The following is a 17,976-nucleotide window of genomic DNA, read 5'->3' as shown; positions in this document are numbered from 1 at the left end:
TCAGAGTGATCCATCAAACCATCGCAGGCGCACGCTCGCACAGCGTATTAAGCGCCTTCGCCCAATTCGGGTCGTCATTCAGGCACGGGATCAGCACCAGCTCTTCGCCCCCCGCTTCCTTGAACTGCTCCGCCCCGCGATCACCGATTTCTTCCAGCGTCTCGATGCAGTCCGCGACGAACGCCGGGCACATGACCAGCAGCTTCTTGACGCCCTGCCCCGCCAGTTCGGCCAGGTGCGCTTCGGTGTAGGGTTCAATCCATTTGGCGCGACCGAGCCGGGACTGAAATGACACGGACCATTTGCCGTCGGGGATACCCATCAACTTTGCGAACTCCGCCGATGAGCGCATGCACTGTGCCCGATAACAGACGGCCAGCACCTCGGGCGACGCCGTTTCACAGCAGTTGCCGTTCTTGAAGCAGTGGTTTCCAGTGGGGTCGAGTTTGTTGATGTGCCGCTCGGGGAGGCCATGAAAGCTCAGCAGCAGGTGATCGTAATCTTGCTCCAGGTGCGGCTTGACGCTCTGTACCAGCGCGTCGAGGTATTCCGGCTGGTTGAAGAACGGTGGCAGCAGTGCCAACTCAAAGCTCAGCTTTTTATCGCGAGCCACCCGCCGAGCTTCTTCGACGACGGTGGTCACCGTACTGTCGGCAAACTGCGGGTACAGCGGCGCCAGCGTGACCTTCTTGATGCCCTGCGCCGCCAGACGGGTCAAGACCGTTTCAATCGACGGCTCGCCGTATCGCATCGCCAGCTCGACCGGGCCGTGGGCCCATTCCTTCGTCATCGCCTGTTGCAGACGCTTGCTCAATACAACGAGGGGCGAACCTTCGTCCCACCAGATCGAAGCGTAAGCGTGGGCCGATTGCTCGGGGCGTTTGATCAGGATCAGCGACACCAGCAAGCGGCGCACCGGCCACGGCAGATCGATAACGTAAGGGTCCATCAGGAACTGATTGAGGTAGCGGCGAACATCCGCAACGTCGGTGGAGGCTGGCGAACCCAGGTTTACCAGCAGTAACGCGTGATCGGTCATGCAACACCTTGATGTCAGTGGCGGCCCAACAGGTCTTCCAGGGCCGCGTGCAGATCGGTGAATCGGAACGTGAATCCGGCTTCCAGCAACCGGTTCGGGCGAGCGCGCTGGCCGCCCAACAACAGAATCGACAGTTCGCCCATCAGGACCCGCAGCGCAATGGCCGGCATGGGCATGAACGCAGGACGGTGCAGAATCCCGGCGAGTGTCTTGGCGAAATCACGGTTACGAACCGGTGATGGCGCGCAGGCATTATAGGGGCCCTGTGCGTCCTCTCGGTTCAACAGAAAATCAATCGCGGCGATTTGGTCGTCGATATGGACCCACGGCATCCATTGGCGTCCGTTGCCGATCGGTCCGCCCATGCCCATTTTGAACGGCGGCAACAGGCGCTGCATCATGCCGCCGTCGCGGGCCAGCACCAGACCGGTTCGCAGCAACACCACGCGAATGCCAAAGGCCTCGGCGCGCTGGGCCGTTTCTTCCCAGGCGATGCACAGGCGGCTGGCGAAATCTTCGCTGACGGGTTGCGAAGTTTCGTCCAACTCCCGCTCACCACCGTCGCCGTACCAGCCCACGGCTGATCCCGAGATCAATACGCCGGGCTTTTGCTCACGACGTTCAAGCCAGGTGATGAGTTGTTCGGTGAGGGTGATGCGGCTGTCCCACAGCAGCATTTTGCGCTTGCGGGTCCAGGGACGGTCGGCAATCGGGGCGCCGGCCAGGTTGATGACGGCATCGACCGGTTCGCTGCTAAGGTCATCGGGATGAGCGATGCCGCGCACGCCGGCACCGCAAAGACGCGGCACATCGTCGGGCTTGCGGCTCCAGACTGTCAGTCGATGGCCTTGATCGAGCCAGTGTCGGCATAGGCGACGGCCTATCAAGCCTGTACCGCCGGTCAGCAAGATGTGCATGAGTGTCTCCCTCGCGTGGCGTTCGTCGCAAATCGGTAGTCTATTTCTTCACAAACAACGCGCTTGTGAAGGGAGAGTAGGCCACGCTATAGAGAACGGCTTCTGAACCGTACGTTCGATTAATCCGTTCGCGCAGTTGAACGATTCCAAGCAGGCGTCACACTGAAGAACATCACACTCAAGATGGATCGCGAGACGATCAACGTCCTGAACGTCGAGGGACGATAAGTTATACCGAAAAACAGCATTGTACAGGTTTTGACGTCGGCGTAGTCTGTGCAGACAAGGTAACGAGGCCCCTATGACTGTACCCATCGCAATCATCGGTACCGGTATCGCCGGACTCTCTGCCGCCCGCGCATTGCAAGCTGCCGGGCATGGCATCCACCTTTTCGACAAAAGCCGTGGCAGCGGCGGACGCATGTCCAGCAAGCGCAGCGATGCGGGTGCCCTGGACATGGGCGCGCAATATTTCACGGCCCGTGATCGTCGCTTCGCCGCTGTGGTTCAACAGTGGCAGGCCGAAGGTCACGTCGCTGAATGGAAACCCAAGCTCTACAACTTCCAGAATGGCGCGCTGAGCCTGTCCCCGGACGAGCAAGTGCGTTGGGTTGGCACACCGCGCATGAGCGCGATCACCCGGGCGATGCTCAGTGACATGCCGGTCACGTTCTCCTGCCGTATCACCGAGGTCTTCCGGGGCGAAGAGCACTGGCACTTGATCGACGCTGATGGCCGCAATCATGGGCCGTTCAGTCAGGTGGTCATCGCCATTCCCGCCCCTCAAGCGACAACGCTGCTGGCTGCGGCACCGAAGCTGGCGAGCGTCGTGGCCGGGGTGAAAATGGAGCCGACCTGGGCCGTGGCACTGGCGTTCGACACACCGCTGGACACCCCATTGGAGGGCTGCTTCGTGCAGGACAGCCCCATCGACTGGCTCGCCCGCAACCGCAGCAAACCGGGGCGCGACAGCACGATGGACACTTGGGTCTTGCATGCGACCAGCGCTTGGAGTCGTCAACATCTGGACATGCCTCGCGAGCAGGTCATCGATCATCTGCACGGCGCGTTCGCCGAGCTGATCAACTGCGCGATGCCCGCCCCGGCGTTCACCCTCGCCCACCGTTGGCTATACGCCAGACCGGCGGGTGGACGCGAAGTCGGCGCACTGTCCGATCCGGATCTGGGCCTTTATGTGTGTGGCGACTGGTGCCTGTCCGGGCGAGTCGAAGGGGCCTGGCTCAGCGGTCAAGAAGCTGCGCGCCGTTTGCTCGAACACCTCAAGTGAATCGCCTCAACCCGCGCAAACTGCTGCTGTCGAAATGGACAGCAGCCCATCCCCGCCATCGCGAAAAACACTTTCTGGTAACCGAACTCTTTCGCGACGGAGAAGGCACGGTGCTGGAAATCGAGTTGCAGGCGGTGCTGACCCAACGCAGCGAACGTTTCGCCTGGCAAGCGTTGCAGGACGATGAACGCTGGTTGATGGGGTGGAAGTGATTCATCCCGCCGTCTGACTGGCCGAATGACAGACCTTGTACAAATCATTTGACTTGTACAACCTCAAACCTATGATGAACAGAAGTTGTACAGCGCTGTCAGTCTGTACAAGAAAGTTTATCGAGGTTTGTCCATGTCCGTACCCGCCGATCAATCGCCGGAACAGAAATCCAAACCCAAATTGGGCGTCAGCGCCTGCCTGATGGGCGTAGAAGTTCGGTACAACGGCGGCCATAAAGAATCACACCTGCTGACCCGGGCTCTGCACGAGTATTTCGATTTCGTTCCCGCGTGCCCTGAAGTCGCCATCGGCATGGGCATCCCACGTGAAGCGATCCGGCTGGTGGGCGACCCGGAGCATCCGCAAGCCGTGGGCAGTGTTCATGAAGACATGAACGTGACCCAGCCGCTGGCCGATTACGGCGCACACATGGCTGAGGAAATGAGCGACATCTGCGGCTACATCTTCATGCAGAAATCGCCCTCCTGCGGGCTGGAGCGGGTCAAGGTTTATCGCGACAACGGTGCGCCGTTCGATGCGGGCGGTCGCGGCATTTACGCACAGGCGTTCTGCGCCCGACACCCCAATCTGCCCGTGGAAGAAGACGGTCGCCTGAACGACCCGGTGCTGCGCGAGAATTTCATCACCCGCGTCTACGCCTACGCCGCCTGGCAACAGTTGCTGAAAGAAGGCGTCACCCGTCGCGCCCTCACCGAATTTCATTCCCGCTACAAATACCAACTGATGGCCAATGACCCGATTCAGTACAAGGCGCTGGGCAACCTGCTGGGCAACATGGGCCGCTGCGATCCCAACGACATCGCGCCGCGCTACTTCAGCGAACTGATGGCGGCCCTGAAAAAACCAGCCACGCGCCGTACCCATACCAACGTGCTCCAGCACATTTGCGGGTATCTGCGCGAAACCATCAGTGCCGCCGACAAGCAGGAAATCCAGGCCGTCATCAACCAGTACCACCAAGGCATCGTGCCGCTGGTAGTGCCGCTGACGCTCCTCAAACACCACTTTCGCCAACACCCGGACCCGTACATCGCGCTGCAGGTGTACCTGCAACCGCATCCGGAAAACCTCAGCCTGCGCAACGCGATTTAAACCATGAAAGAAACAGAACCGCTGAATGACACGCAGGACTATGCCCATGCTTTGGAAGAAGGCTGGCTGCCGATCCGCGAAGTGGCCCGGCTGACCGGGGTGAACGCCGTGACCCTGCGCGCCTGGGAGCGCCGCTATGGCCTGATCGTTCCCCATCGAACGCCCAAGGGCCACCGTCTCTACAGCACGGCCCATGTGGACCGGGTGCTGACCATCCTCACCTGGCTCAATCGCGGCGTGTCGGTCAGTCAGGTCAAGCAGTTGATCGACGATCAGCAGGCACCGCCGCCGAGCATTGAAAGTGATTGGGATCAGCTCCGGCAGACGCTCTTGCAAGCGATCACGACCCTGTCGGAACGGCGACTGGACGACACGCTCAATCAGGCCATGTCGCTCTACCCGCCGCGCACCCTCTGCGAGCAACTGTTGCTGCCGTTGCTGGCGACGCTGGAACAACGCTGGCAAGGCCAGTTCGGCGCGCAGTTGGAACGAGTGTTTTTCTTTTCCTGGCTACGGAGCAAATTCGGGGCACGGCTTTACCACAACAATCGTCAAGTCAGCGGCGCACCCGTCTTGCTGATCAATCAGTCCGATGTGCCACTCGAACCGCACCTGTGGCTGACGGCCTGGCTGGTGAGCAGCGCCGACTGCCCGGTGGAGGTCTTCGATTGGCCGGTGCCGGCGGGGGAATTGGGCCTGGCGTGCGAACACCTCAAGCCGCGCGCGGTGCTGTTCTACTCCAGCAAGCCGCTGAACCTGAGCCAGCTGCCCCGCCTGCTGAATGCCATTGACTGCCCGAAATTGATTATTGGTCCGACCGTGCGCATCCATTCGGCCGAGTTATCCGTATCTGTCAGTGAGGTCGCCGGACTCACTCTGGCCGAAGACCCCTTGACCGCCCAGACCGCACTTCAACGTCTGGACCTCATTTAAGGATTCAAGAGCATGCAATTGATCTGGCTGCGCACCGACCTGCGCGTACACGACAACACCGCCTTGAGCGCTGCGATGAAGCAGGGGCCGACGCTGGCTGTGTACATGATCAGTCCCGCGCAGTGGCAGAGCCATGACGATTCGCCGAACAAAGTCGATTTCTGGCTGCGCAATCTTGAGGCGTTGAAGCACGAACTGAACGCCCTCAATGTGCCGCTGCTGATCGTGCACGCCAACACGTGGGACAAGGCGCCGAAAGCGCTGCTGGACCTGTGCACGGCCCACGACGTCGAGCATGTGCACATCAACGAAGAATACGGCGTCAACGAAGATAACCGGGACAAGGCCGTCGAAGCGGCGCTTGATAAACACGGCATCGGCTTCACCCGTCACCTCGACCAACTGTTCTTCCCGCCGGGAAGCGTGCTGACCAAGACCGGCGGCTACTTCAAGGTCTACACCCAGTTCCGCAAAGTCTGTTACCAGCGTCTGCATCATTCGATGCCGTCGGTGATTCGCTTGCCAAGTAAACAGTCGAATGTGCATGTGAAAAGCGACGCCGTGCCTGATCACGTCAAAGGCTTCGCGGCACCCTCTGACGCGGTGCGCAAACTCTGGCCCGCGGGTGAAGACGAAGCGCGCAAACGTCTCGAACACTTCACCGACGACCAGGTGCATTACTACAACGACGAGCGCGACTTCCCCGCCAAGCCTGGCACCAGCCAGCTCTCTGCGTACCTGGCGGCGGGCGTAGTGTCGCCCCGTCAGTGCCTGCATGCGGCCTTGCGCAGCAACAACGGCGAGTTCGAGACCGGCAACGTCGGCTCGGTGACCTGGATCAACGAGCTGCTGTGGCGCGAGTTCTACAAGCACGTGCTGGTCGGCTTCCCGCGTGTCTCCCGCCATCGCGCGTTCCGGCCTGAAACCGAAGCCTTGAAATGGCGTCACGCGCCCAAGGAGCTGGAAGCCTGGCAACAAGGCCGCACCGGGATTCCCATCGTCGATGCAGCGATGCGGCAATTGGTGCACACCGGCTGGATGCACAACCGCCTGCGCATGATCGTGGCGATGTTTCTGACCAAGAACCTGCTGCTCGACTGGCGCGAAGGCGAGCGGTTCTTCATGCAGCATTTGATCGACGGCGACTTGGCAGCGAACAACGGCGGCTGGCAATGGAGTTCGTCCACCGGCACTGATTCCTCGCCGTATTTCCGCATCTTCAACCCGCTGAATCAGTCCGAGCGATTCGACCCGGAAGGCCTGTTCATCAAGTATTGGGTGCCGGAGCTGAAAGACCTGAACAAGCGCGACATTCACGACCCGTCGTCACTCGGAGGGCTGTTCGGCGTCGAAGGTTATCCCTCGCCCATCGTCAACCTGAAGGCCAGCCGCGAGCGCGCGCTCACGGCGTTCAAATCCCTGCCCCATCGACAAGCAGAGACTCAAGATCATGAGTGAATTCCTGCGCGATTACGCCCGGCGCTTCGCCGAACTCGACAAAGACAACCTGCATCTGCTGGATGAGCTGTACAGCGCGGACATTGACTTCGCCGACCCGCTGCACGAGGTCCACGGCCTGCCCGAGCTGCACAGGTATTTCGCCGAGCTGTACGCCAACGTTCGGGATTTGTCATTCGAGTTTCACGCCTTCGACCAAGTGCGCGAGGGCAAGGGCTATTTGCGCTGGACCATGACCTACCGCCACCCGCGCCTCAACCAGGGCGAGCCGATTGCCGTGCAAGGCTGCTCGCACCTGCTGTGGGCGGAGAACAAAGTGTTTCAACACCGCGACTATTTCGACGCAGGCGCCCTGCTCTATGAGCATCTGCCGGTGATGGGCCGCATGATCGGCTGGCTCAAAAGGAGGCTCGCATGAAGCGCCGTATCTGGTTGACCGGCGCCAGCAGCGGAATCGGCCTGGCATTGGCCGAAGAGCTGCTGAACGCCGGCCACGAGGTCGCGCTGACGGCCCGCAGCGTCGCGCCGCTGGAGGCACTGGAGCAGCGATTCCCCGATCAGGTATTGCTCGCACCCGGCGACGTCACCGACTTGCAACAGGTGACGGCGATTGGCGAACGCATCGCCCAGGTCTGGGGCGCGCTGGACACCGCGATCCTCAACGCAGGGACCTGTGAATACGTCGACACCCACCACTTCGATGCGCGGCTGGTCGAGCGGGTGGTGAAAACCAACCTCATCGCCACCTCGTACTGCGTTCAGGAAGCGCTGATTCTATTGCGCCTCGGGAAACGCCCGCACCTCGTCGGCGTGGCCAGCTCGGTGGCGTTTCTGCCGCTGACCCGCTCGGAAGCCTATGGCGCGTCGAAAGCCGGGTTGCGCTACCTGTTTCAATCGCTGCGCATCGACCTGGCCCACGAAAACATCGACGTCACGTTGATCAACCCCGGTTTCGTCGATACGCCGCTCACTGCGAAGAACGATTTCGCGATGCCGTTGCGCTGGTCTGCTCCAAAAGCCGCTCACTTCATTGCGCAGCGTCTGGAGAAAACCCGGCGCCCTCTGGAGATTTCCTTCCCGTTCCTGCTGATCCTCACGCTCAAGACCATGGCGATTCTGCCCGGTCGTCTGCAGCTGGCGCTGAGCAAACGCATGGTGCGCGCTTCTGGTTCGGCTCCCGGCCAACGCGAGGGCGCGCAATGAAGATCGCGATCATCGGCAGCGGAATTTCCGGCCTCACCAGCGCCTGGCTGCTCAACCGCGTGCATGACATTACCGTGTTCGAGGCTGACAGCTGGATCGGCGGGCACACGCACACGGTGAACGTGACGGTGAACGGCAAGACCCACGCGATCGACACAGGGTTCATCGTCTTCAACGACTGGACCTACCCCAACTTCATCAAGCTGCTCGGCAAGCTGGGCGTGGCGTTCAAACCCACCGAGATGAGTTTTTCGGTGTGCGATCCGCACAGCCAGACCGAGTACAACGGCAACAACCTCAACAGCCTGTTCGCCCAGCGCAGTAACCTGCTGTCGCCGACCTTCTGGGGCATGCTCCGGGACATTCTGCGCTTCAATAAACAGGCGTTCGCCGACCTGCAAAGCCAGCGCATCGCCGCCGACACCACCCTCGGCGCCTACTTGAAATCCGAAGGCTATGGCCAACGCTTCACCGACCATTACATCGTGCCCATGGGCGCGGCGATCTGGTCGATGTCGTTGAAAGACATGCTGGGCTTTCCACTGCAATTCTTCGTGCGATTCTTCAAGAATCACGGTTTGCTGTCCGTCAGCAACCGGCCGCAATGGTGCGTGATCGAAGGGGGGTCAAGCCGCTACATCGAGCCATTGACGGCCTCGTTCCGGGAACGCATCCGCCTGCAATGCCCGGTCAGCCGCGTCGAGCGCGACAGCGACGGCGTGACGGTTCACAGCGCCAGCGGCAGCGAGCGTTTTGACAAGGTGATTTTCGCCTGTCATAGCGATCAGGCCCTGGCGATGCTGGCCGAACCCAGCACCAACGAGCGCGACATTCTCGGCGCCCTGCCCTACGCCGACAACGACGTGGTGCTGCACACCGACACCCGCCTGCTGCCCAAACGCCCGCTCGCCTGGGCCAGCTGGAATTACCGGCTAGGCGGCGCGGGCGATCAATCAGCCGCCGTCACCTACGCGATGAACATTCTGCAAGGCATCGACAGCGACACCACGTTTTGCGTCAGCCTCAACCAGACCCCGGCCATTGACCCGAGCAAAATCCTCGCCCGCTATCGCTACGCCCACCCGCAATACAGCCTCAAAGGGATCGCCGCCCAAGCCCGGTGGCAAGAACTGTTCGGCGCCCAACACACTTATTACTGCGGCGCCTACTGGGCGAGTGGCTTTCATGAAGACGGTGTCGTCAGCGCGCTGCGCGTGGCGTCCGCCTTCGGGGAGTCGCTGTGAGCAGCCTGCCGATGAACAGCGCCCTTTACAGCGGCCTGATCACCCATCGGCGTTTTGCGCCGAAGGCCCATGCGTTCACCTACCGCATCGGCATGCTGTACCTAGACCTCGATGAACAGGACGCCGTGATGCGCCTGTCTCCGCTCGCCGGGGTTGGGCGTCTGGCGCCGTTTTCGTTTCGGCCCAATGATTACCTGCGCGAATACACCCGCCGGGGCATTTCACTGACCGGCGCCGTGCGCGAGATCATTCGCCAATCCCTGGGCCGCGCGCCACTGGGCCGTATCTGCCTGCTGACCCAGGCGCGCAGTTGGGGCCTGTCGTTCAACCCGGTGAGCTTTTTCTACTGCTTCGAACTGGACGGCACGCTGGCCGCGATTGTCTGCGAAGTCACCAACACGCCGTGGCGCGAGCGTTATCACTACGTGCTGCCCGCCAGTGCCGCCGAGGGCCATCAGCATTTCGCCGTGGCCAAAGCGTTTCACGTATCGCCGTTCTTGCCCCGGGATCTGGAATACCGCATGAGCTTCAGCCAGCCCGACGAGCGCCTCGGCGTGCACATGGCCGACTGGCAGGGCGACGAAAAGATGTTCGACGCCACCCTGAATTTGCAGCGCCAGCCGTTGAGCCGCTCGACCTTGCACCGACATCTGCTGAGTTTCCCGTGGATGACTGCCAAGACATGCCTCGCCATTTATTGGCAGGCGCTGCGGCTTTTCATCAAACGCATACCGATTTTTTCCCATCAGGCCGCCGAAGGCTCGTACCGCATTGCCGCCGCTCAACAGAAGGAACGACGTCATGAAAAGCAGTAGCGTATCTGCCGGGTTCGGCGCCAACAGCCTGACCTCCAACCTGCTGCGACGCGGCGTACTGCGGCAGCTTGAGCACCTGCGCTACGGCCAGTTGGTGGTCTACGAAAACGACAACCGCCACGTGTTCGGTGCGGCAGGCGCGGCGCTGCAAGGTGAAATTCACGTGCAGGACGCGGCTGCGTGGGGGCTGGTCGCCAGCAATGGCTCGATTGGCGCGGGCGAGGCGTTCATTCATGGTTACTGGACCACCCCGGACCTGACCGCCGTGGTCCGCGTGTTCGTCAGCAATCTGGACGTCCTCGATGCAATGGAAGGCGGGCTGGCGCGACTGAGTCGGCCATTCGTGCAAGGCCTGCACTGGCTCAACCGCAACACCCGCAAGGGGTCGCAGAAAAACATCGCCGCCCATTACGACCTGGGCAACGACCTGTTCGAGCAGTTTCTCGACCCGACGATGATGTACTCGGCGGCGCAATTCCTCAGCCCCGACGACACGCTGGAACAGGCGCAGTTGAACAAGCTGGAGCGCATCTGTCAGAAACTCGCGCTCAAGCCTTCCGATCATCTGCTGGAAATTGGCACCGGCTGGGGCAGCATGGCGATTTACGCTGCGCAGCAGTACGGCTGCAAGGTCACCACCACGACCCTTTCGAAAGAGCAGTTCGCGTACACCGAAAAACGCATCGCCGAACTGGGCCTAGGCGAGCAGATCACGTTGATGCTCAGTGACTACCGCGACCTGACGGGCCAGTTCGACAAACTGGTGTCCATCGAGATGATCGAGGCGGTGGGCCATCGCTTTCTGCCGACGTATTTCAAGCAATGCACGCGGTTGCTCAAGGACGACGGCCTGATGCTGCTGCAGGCGATCACCATCCGCGAACAGCGTTATGTGCAGGCCATGCGCAGTGTGGATTTCATTCAGCGTTACATTTTCCCCGGCGGCGCGCTGCCCTCAGTTACCCGGATGTTGGACATCGTCAGCAAAGACACCGACATGAACCTGCTGCACATGGAAGATTTCGGGCTGCATTACGCGCGCACGCTGCGCATGTGGCACGACAACTTCCGCCACGCGGCCGGCTACCTGACCGAGCTTGGCTACGACGATTACTTCCTGCGTTTGTGGGAGTTTTACCTGTGCTACTGCGAGGGCGGTTTTCTGGAGCGCACCATTGGCACCGCGCAATTGCTGCTGGCCAAACCCCGTGCGATGACGGCGCCGCTGTTGGGACGGTTCGATGCTTAAAAAGCTGGCCAACGCGGCGCTGTTTCAAATCGGCTGGTTCACCTGTGTGTTGGGTGGAAACAGCGGGTGGCTGTTGCTCGTGCTTGCGATTTTGCTGATCCATTTGTGGCTGATCGGCTCTTGGCAGGCCGAGGGCAAATTGCTGATGACGGTGTTCGCGCTGGGCTGCGTGATCGACAGTGCGCTGATCAAAGTCGGGGTGTTCGATTTTGGCGAAGCCGGTCGAGTCATTCCATTGTGGCTGGCCTTGCTCTGGCCCTTGCTCGCGACAACTTTGGGGCACTGCCTGGGGTGGACCGCCCGGCCCTGGTGGCTCGGCAGCGCGCTGGGAGCGGTCGGCGGCCCGGCGTCCTACATCGCGGGCTCTCACCTGACCTATGTTCATTTGCCATTGGGCGTGTGGCCAAGCGCATTGATCATCGGCGCGATCTGGGCGGTCGTCTTCCCGCTCCTGCATTGGCTGGCGGCGTGGTTCCGTCAAGCGCACCGCCACGAAGCGTCCGCTTGAAAGCCGCGTCCGTCAGACCAGCACCCGATGCACCAGCCGCTGCTTTACACTGCGGCCCATGACTGCCATCCCCCTGCTTCAACTCCCCGTCACGCCTGCCGAGCCTGCGGTAACGTGCTCAACCTGCGCCGCCTGCTGCTGTCAGCTGGAAGTGATGCTGATCACCGACACGGGCGTGCCCGAACGCTTCATCGACACTGACGACTGGGGCGGTGAGGTGATGCTGCGCCTGGATGATGGCTGGTGCGCGGCACTGGATCGCGACACGATGCGGTGCACGATCTATGACAGACGGCCACTGATCTGCAGGGAATTCGAGATGGGTTCGCCGGAATGCATCACCGAGCGAGAAGGGATTGCGACGGCGTATCTGTGACCCGCGCGTTGATACGACAGTTGCGTAACCTGTGGGAGCGAATTCATTCGCGAAGGATCGAAAGGTCGACAGCTGAATGTCGGCTGTATCGACCCATTGCGAATGAATTCGCTCCCACAGGGTGTGTAGCAACGGGTACTGCGTTAGAACGGCATCGTGTAATGGATGGCGTAGCTTTCGATACCATCGTTGTCGCTGGTCATGCCGCCGTTGGAATAGTGAGTGGCGCGCAGGCCCACTTCATGTCCACCGGCGAAACGCAGGCCGAAACCGATACGGTCTTCGAACTGAAAGGCGCTGCCCATTTTGTTCCCTTCGACTTCGGTGCGCTGGAATACAGCACCACCGATACCGGCTTCGATATAGGGTTTGACGCTGTCGCCAGCGAACTCATAAACGAACACCGGAGAGAACGACAGGCTGTTGTTGCTTGCGCTCTTGTCGCCTTCCCAATAGGTATAGGCGCCACTCCAGTAACCGGTCAGACGACCGACGCTGGTCTGCCACCAGCTTTTATCCCAATCAAACTGCGCGCCCAGACGGTAGGTCATGGTCGACTCGCCAGTGTGCCCCACTGAGAACTCAACCCCATCAGCCTGTGCAATCGCACTTTGCCCCGACAACGCAGCCGCAATCGCAGCCAAACAAAACAGTCGCTTCATCTGAAACTTCCCATTTCCGAGTGCAGTTAGAAATTTTTATATCAACAGACCGGGTGTAGAAATCTGCCGGTGAACATAAGTTCAGCGCGGAACAGTGCTATTCACGTTTTTTTCACGAGACGAAGCTTCGCACACTGTCAGATTTTTTCCATAGTAACGGTAGGATGTTTCTGAAATTTTCCGGACTGCCGCTCGTCCAGAACTGCGTTGGCAGAGGCCTTCCGCTGGCGAGAAGGTCCCGCTGACTGAGTAGCCGCTGGAGTTGACGGGCAACTGCAGCGCCCGTATCGATCAGGGTGATCGACGCCGGAATCATCTCGCGCAGCAGCGGTTTGAGGAATGGATAGTGGGTGCAACCAAGGATGATGGTGTCGCAACCCGCTGCCAGTAGTGGGTCCACATAACCCTGCAATAACAGGCGAATGGCCGGGCTGACCAGGTCGCCGGTTTCGATCAGCTCGACAAGACCCGGACACGGTTGGGTAATCACGTGAACGTCAGCCGCGAACCGATCCAGCAGCGCTGCGAACTTGGCGCTTTGCAGTGTCCCGGTGGTTGCCAGGACGCCCACTACGCCGCTTTTAGTCGCTGCCGCAGCGGGTTTGACCGCAGGCTCCATGCCGACCAGCGGCCAATCCGGGTAACGCTGACGCAGATCGGCGACCCCTGCCACAGTGGCCGTGTTACAGGCGATCACCAAGGCCTTGGCGCCCTGTTCGCGGAAAAATCCTGCGATATCGACGCAACGCTGGCGAATGAACTCTGGGGTTTTTTCGCCGTAGGGGATATGCCCGCAGTCGGCAACGTACAGCAGGGATTCATTAGGCAGCAGTTGATGAATTTCACCCAGCACCGACAGTCCGCCGACGCCGGAATCGAACACACCCACCGGCGCGTCGTTGTCTCTAGCCATGTTCGACCGTTCTAGCCATGGGCTGCACCGCAGACACTGCAACCCGGATCACGTTTGACTTTCAGTTCGCGGAATCGCGTGCCCAAGGCGTCGATCAACAGCAACCGCCCCACCATCGGATCGCCAAAACCGGCCAGCAGTTTAAGCGCTTCAAGGGCTTGCAGGCTGCCCACCAGCCCGACCAGCGGACCGATGACACCGGCTTCGCTGCACGTCAGTTCGCTCTCACTCCCGTGCCCATACAAACAGTGGTAGCACGGACTGTCGGCGCGACGCGGGTCGAATACCGAGAGCTGCCCTTCCAGCCGAATCGCAGCGCCACTCACCAGCGGCTTAACCGCAGCGACGCATGCCGCGTTGACGGCCTCGCGGGTGGTGAAATTGTCGGAACAGTCGAGCACCAGATCTACGGCGTCGACCGCCGCAACCAGCGAATCTTCATCCAGCGCCACACGATGGGGCACCAGTTTCACGTCCGGGTTGATCGCGGTCAGCCGGGCCATCGCAGAATCGACTTTGCCCTGCCCGACGCTCTGGGTGTCGTGAATGATCTGACGTTGCAGGTTGGTCAGATCGACCGTGTCGAAGTCCGCGAGGTGCAACTCCCCGACCCCGGCAGCGGCCAGGTACAGCGCGACCGGCGAACCCAGTCCGCCGACGCCGATGATCAGCGCACGACTCTGCTTGAGGCGCATCTGGCCGTCGATATCAACCTGTTGCAGCAGAATCTGCCGACTGTAGCGCAGCAGTTCTTCGTCGCTCAGCACGGCACGCGCCCGAAAGTGATGCGTTCGTGATCCCCCAGATCGCGGCGGGTCTGGATCTGTTCGAAGCCATGGGTGTTGAGCAGATCGCGCACTGCGGCGCCCTGATCGTAGCCATGTTCCAGCAACAGCCAGCCACCTGCTGCTAAATGGGCTGGCGCCTGTGACACGATCAGACGCAGATCGTCGAGGCCATCGGTGCCCGAGACCAGCGCGCTACTCGGCTCGAAGCGCACGTCGCCTTCTACCAAGTGAGGATCGTTGGACGCTATATAGGGAGGGTTGCTGAGGATCAGGTCGAACCGCTGGCCCTCGACGGCGCTGAACCAGTGGCTGCGCAGGACATTGGCGTTATCCAGGTGCAGACGCTGTCGGTTGCGCTCGGCAAGCTCCACCGCTTCATCCACCCGATCCACCGCCGTGACGTTCCACTGCGGACGGTCCTTGGCCAGCGACAGCGCGATGGCCCCCGTGCCCGTTCCAAGGTCGAGCAAGCGATGGGGAATCGCCCCCGGCAGCAACTCCAATGCGGTTTCCACCAGCATTTCGGTTTCCGGCCGGGGAATCAGCGTGTGCGTCGCGACTTCAAGGTCGATGTTCCAGAAACCCTGTTGCCCCAAAATGTACGCCACCGGCTCCCCCGTGCGACGACGCTGCAGATAGCCGTCGAACGCTTGGGCGGCTTCGGTGCTGACAATACGCTCCGGCCAGGTGTGCAAAAAGCTGCGCGGCTTGCCCAAGGCAGCCGCCAACAGCAGTTCGGCATCCAGACGGGCTGTCGGAGAATCCGGCAGTTCAGCGTTTCTTAACAAGCTGGCGATGATGGTCATTTACTCACCCAGTGCCGCAAGTTGATCTGCCTGATACTCGGCAAGCAACGGTTCTATCACTGCATCGACCCCGCCGGCCAAAACTTCATCCAGCGAATACAAGGTCAGGTTCACACGATGATCCGTCACCCGCCCCTGTGGAAAGTTATACGTACGAATCCGCTCCGAACGGTCACCCGAACCCACCAGCAATTTACGCTCGCTGGCGATGGCGTTGGCGGCCGCTGCGGTTTGCTGATCGTTGAGTTTGGCCGCTAACCAGGACATGGCCCGGGCGCGGTTCTTGTGCTGGGAACGCTCTTCCTGGCACTCGACGACGGTGCCGGTTGGCAAATGCGTGATACGAATCGCCGAGTCGGTGGTGTTGACGTGCTGACCGCCGGCGCCCGATGAGCGGAACGTATCCACGCGCAAATCCGCCGGATTGATCTCGATCGCCTGCTTCTCGTCCGGCTCAGGCAACACCGCGACCGTGCAGGCCGACGTGTGAATGCGCCCCTGAGATTCAGTCTCGGGCACTCGTTGCACGCGGTGCGCACCCGATTCGAACTTCAGTTTGCCGTAGACATTGTCGCCTTCGACCCGGGCGATGACTTCTTTGAAGCCACCATGCTCGCCTTCGTTTTCGGAAAGGATTTCCACCCGCCAGCCCCGGCGCTCGGCGTAACGCGAATACATGCGGAACAAGTCGCCCGAGAAGATCGCTGCCTCGTCACCCCCAGTGCCCGCGCGGATTTCCAGAAAGACGTTGCGACCGTCGTTGGGGTCTCTGGGCAGCAGCATTTTTTGCAGTTCGCCCTCCAGCACCACCTGTTGTTCCTTGGCTTCGCGCACTTCTTCGACTGCCATTTCACGCATGTCCGGGTCGCTGTCCTTGAGCAGCGCCTGGGCGCCTTCGAGGTCGCTCTGCACTTTTCGCAGCTGCGTATAGACCTGAATCACCGGCTCGACTTCCGCGTATTCACGGGAATAGGCACGGAATCTGGTCTGATCGGAAATGACTTCGGCGTCGCCCAGCAGCGCGGTCAATTCTTCGAATCGGTCGCTGAGCACATCCAGCTTATTGAGCAGTGAAGCTTTCATTGCGGGGGTTTATCCGTGGAGCCCTCATTGAGGGCAAAGAGTTCCTGGGCCATGGCCAGCGCATCGACGCGGCCTTCGGCGGACAGCTTCTTTAGTTGCACGCTTGGCGCATGCATCAGTTTGTTGGTCAGGCCACGTGCCAGCGCCATCAGTACCTCTTCCGCATTGCTGCCGTTGGCGAGCATGCGTTGCGCTTTCTGCAGTTCTTCGTCTCGCAGGCGTTCGCTTTGCTGACGATAGGCCCTCAGCACATCGACCGCCGCCAGTTCGCGCAGACGCGACATGAAATCTTCCACGCCGACGCTGACCAGTTCCTCTGCCGCCTGGGCTGCACCTTGGCGACTCTTGAGGTTTTCCGCGACAACTTCGTGCAAGTCATCCACGGTATACAGGTAAACGTCGTCCAGCTCGCCTACTTCCGGCTCGATGTCGCGGGGAACGGCGATGTCGACCATGAAAATCGGCTTGTGCTTGCGCAGTTTCAGCGCGCTTTCCACCGCGCCCTTGCCCAGAATCGGCAACTGGCTGGCAGTGGAACTGATGACGATGTCGCTGTTGACCAGTTCGGCAGGGATATCAGCCAACAGGACCGCGTGAGCGCCAAACTCTTCCGCCAGAATGCTCGCGCGCTCCAGCGTCCGGTTGGCGACCACGATACGCTTGACCCCCAGATCGTGCAGGTGTCGGGCGACCAGCGTGATGGTCTCCCCCGCACCGATCAGCAAGGCCTGGCTGCGTTGCAGGTCACTGAAAATCTGCTTGGCCAGGCTGACGGCGGCAAACGCGACAGACACCGGGTTTTCGCCGATGGCCGTGTCGGTGCGCACCTGTTTGGCCGCGCTGAAGGTCGCCTGAAACAGTCGCCCCAGTAATGGACCGATGGTTCCGGCCTCACGAGCCACGGCGTAGGCGGATTTCATCTGCCCGAGAATCTGCGGCTCGCCCAGCACCAGCGAATCCAGCCCCGAAGCCACGCGCATCATGTGGCGCACGGCGGCGTCTTCCTCGTGCACGTAAGCACTGGCGCGGAGTTCGTCGACATTGAGGTGGTGATAATCGGCCAGCCAGCGCAGCACGACGTCAGCGGTAAGCTGGTCCTGCTCTATATAAAGCTCGCTGCGATTACAAGTCGACAGGATGGCGGCTTCGCGGCTCTGGGTCAGACGACACAGTTGCTGCAATGCTTCAACCAGCTGCTCAGGCGTAAATGCCACGCGCTCGCGGACATCCACTGATGCAGTCTTATGGTTGATACCCAGAGCAAGAAAGGCCATTCAAGGTCGCTGATGGTGACGTGAAGCCGGCAATTGTCCTACTTCAATAGATTCAGAACAACCACCGCAATACATTCAGAACGTCCGGGACAGT

General features: G+C 60.7%; 20 protein-coding genes. 12 read left to right on the top strand and 8 right to left on the bottom strand.

Going from position 1 to position 17,976, the window contains the following annotated elements; genetic code table 11:
* Positions 1-13: 13 nt before the first annotated feature.
* A complete protein-coding gene (gene hemH / locus ACIQAL_RS23460; protein WP_401149880.1) occupies positions 14-1,039 on the bottom strand; it encodes a ferrochelatase in 1,026 nt (341 codons plus the stop codon).
* A 14-nt stretch (positions 1,040-1,053) separates the two neighbouring features.
* A complete protein-coding gene (locus ACIQAL_RS23455) occupies positions 1,054-1,956 on the bottom strand; it encodes a TIGR01777 family oxidoreductase (RefSeq protein ID WP_401149879.1) in 903 nt (300 codons plus the stop codon).
* Between the two features lie 301 nt (positions 1,957-2,257).
* Between ACIQAL_RS23455 and ACIQAL_RS23450 the strand changes: the two genes are divergently transcribed.
* The 12 genes from ACIQAL_RS23450 (at position 2,258) to ACIQAL_RS23395 (ending at position 12,356) form a co-directional block, all read left to right on the top strand.
* A complete protein-coding gene (locus ACIQAL_RS23450; protein WP_401149877.1) occupies positions 2,258-3,244 on the top strand; it encodes an NAD(P)/FAD-dependent oxidoreductase in 987 nt (328 codons plus the stop codon).
* Positions 3,241-3,456, top strand: a complete 216-nt coding sequence (locus tag ACIQAL_RS23445; protein ID WP_401149876.1) for a TIGR02450 family Trp-rich protein — start codon at positions 3,241-3,243, stop codon at positions 3,454-3,456. The genes ACIQAL_RS23450 and ACIQAL_RS23445 overlap by 4 nt, the downstream gene beginning before the upstream one ends.
* A 133-nt stretch (positions 3,457-3,589) precedes the next feature.
* Positions 3,590-4,570 (top strand): YbgA family protein, encoded by a 981-nt coding sequence (locus tag ACIQAL_RS23440; RefSeq protein ID WP_401149874.1) that lies wholly within the window; start codon positions 3,590-3,592, stop codon positions 4,568-4,570.
* 3 nt (positions 4,571-4,573) lie between these two features.
* A complete protein-coding gene (locus ACIQAL_RS23435) occupies positions 4,574-5,503 on the top strand; it encodes a MerR family transcriptional regulator (protein WP_401149873.1) in 930 nt (309 codons plus the stop codon).
* A 12-nt stretch (positions 5,504-5,515) separates the two neighbouring features.
* Positions 5,516-6,961, top strand: a complete 1,446-nt coding sequence (gene phrB, locus ACIQAL_RS23430; RefSeq protein ID WP_401149872.1) for a deoxyribodipyrimidine photo-lyase — start codon at positions 5,516-5,518, stop codon at positions 6,959-6,961.
* A complete protein-coding gene (locus ACIQAL_RS23425) occupies positions 6,954-7,379 on the top strand; it encodes a nuclear transport factor 2 family protein (protein WP_166597249.1) in 426 nt (141 codons plus the stop codon). Before phrB ends, ACIQAL_RS23425 begins: the two co-directional genes overlap by 8 nt.
* Entirely contained in the window at positions 7,376-8,164 is a 789-nt protein-coding gene (locus tag ACIQAL_RS23420) for an SDR family NAD(P)-dependent oxidoreductase (protein ID WP_401149870.1), read from the top strand. The genes ACIQAL_RS23425 and ACIQAL_RS23420 overlap by 4 nt, the downstream gene beginning before the upstream one ends.
* Positions 8,161-9,408 carry an NAD(P)/FAD-dependent oxidoreductase gene (locus ACIQAL_RS23415; RefSeq protein WP_401149868.1) on the top strand — a complete coding sequence of 416 codons (1,248 nt, stop codon included), beginning with the start codon at positions 8,161-8,163 and terminating at the stop codon, positions 9,406-9,408. The genes ACIQAL_RS23420 and ACIQAL_RS23415 overlap by 4 nt, the downstream gene beginning before the upstream one ends.
* 11 nt (positions 9,409-9,419) lie before the next feature.
* Positions 9,420-10,223: a DUF1365 domain-containing protein gene (locus ACIQAL_RS23410; RefSeq protein ID WP_401150137.1), complete on the top strand. Its 804-nt coding sequence runs from the start codon at positions 9,420-9,422 to the stop codon at positions 10,221-10,223.
* The gene (locus ACIQAL_RS23405) at positions 10,210-11,472 is read left to right on the top strand and encodes a cyclopropane-fatty-acyl-phospholipid synthase family protein (RefSeq protein ID WP_341962051.1); all 1,263 of its coding nucleotides are present in this window, start codon (positions 10,210-10,212) and stop codon (positions 11,470-11,472) included. The genes ACIQAL_RS23410 and ACIQAL_RS23405 overlap by 14 nt, the downstream gene beginning before the upstream one ends.
* Complete coding sequence (locus tag ACIQAL_RS23400; protein WP_401149867.1) at positions 11,465-11,980, top strand: DUF2878 domain-containing protein; 516 nt, start codon at positions 11,465-11,467, stop codon at positions 11,978-11,980. Before ACIQAL_RS23405 ends, ACIQAL_RS23400 begins: the two co-directional genes overlap by 8 nt.
* Before the next feature lie 58 nt (positions 11,981-12,038).
* A complete protein-coding gene (locus tag ACIQAL_RS23395) occupies positions 12,039-12,356 on the top strand; it encodes a YkgJ family cysteine cluster protein (protein ID WP_401149866.1) in 318 nt (105 codons plus the stop codon).
* A gap of 143 nt (positions 12,357-12,499) precedes the next feature.
* On the opposite strand, the gene ACIQAL_RS23390 is transcribed toward ACIQAL_RS23395, so the two are convergent.
* From ACIQAL_RS23390 to hemA, 6 genes are all read right to left on the bottom strand, one after another.
* Entirely contained in the window at positions 12,500-13,018 is a 519-nt protein-coding gene (locus tag ACIQAL_RS23390) for an acyloxyacyl hydrolase (protein ID WP_166597255.1), read from the bottom strand.
* Positions 13,019-13,130: 112 nt separating this feature from the next.
* Complete coding sequence (murI, locus tag ACIQAL_RS23385) at positions 13,131-13,931, bottom strand: glutamate racemase (protein ID WP_401149865.1); 801 nt, start codon at positions 13,929-13,931, stop codon at positions 13,131-13,133.
* Between the two features lie 11 nt (positions 13,932-13,942).
* Positions 13,943-14,698 (bottom strand): molybdopterin-synthase adenylyltransferase MoeB, encoded by a 756-nt coding sequence (locus ACIQAL_RS23380; RefSeq protein WP_401149863.1) that lies wholly within the window; start codon positions 14,696-14,698, stop codon positions 13,943-13,945.
* Complete coding sequence (gene prmC / locus ACIQAL_RS23375; RefSeq protein ID WP_166597258.1) at positions 14,692-15,525, bottom strand: peptide chain release factor N(5)-glutamine methyltransferase; 834 nt, start codon at positions 15,523-15,525, stop codon at positions 14,692-14,694. Before prmC ends, ACIQAL_RS23380 begins: the two co-directional genes overlap by 7 nt.
* Complete coding sequence (gene prfA / locus ACIQAL_RS23370) at positions 15,526-16,608, bottom strand: peptide chain release factor 1 (RefSeq protein WP_401149861.1); 1,083 nt, start codon at positions 16,606-16,608, stop codon at positions 15,526-15,528. It abuts the gene before it with no gap.
* A complete protein-coding gene (hemA, locus tag ACIQAL_RS23365; protein ID WP_166597260.1) occupies positions 16,605-17,882 on the bottom strand; it encodes a glutamyl-tRNA reductase in 1,278 nt (425 codons plus the stop codon). The genes prfA and hemA overlap by 4 nt, the downstream gene beginning before the upstream one ends.
* Between the last annotated feature and the right edge of the window lie 94 nt (positions 17,883-17,976).

Origin of the sequence: Pseudomonas sp. NPDC088368, from assembly GCF_044753445.1 — a bacterium.
GTDB lineage: Bacteria > Pseudomonadota > Gammaproteobacteria > Pseudomonadales > Pseudomonadaceae > Aquipseudomonas > Aquipseudomonas bambusae.
The sequence above is the reverse complement of the archived record's forward strand: the minus strand, read 5'-3'. Positions and strand labels throughout refer to the sequence as shown.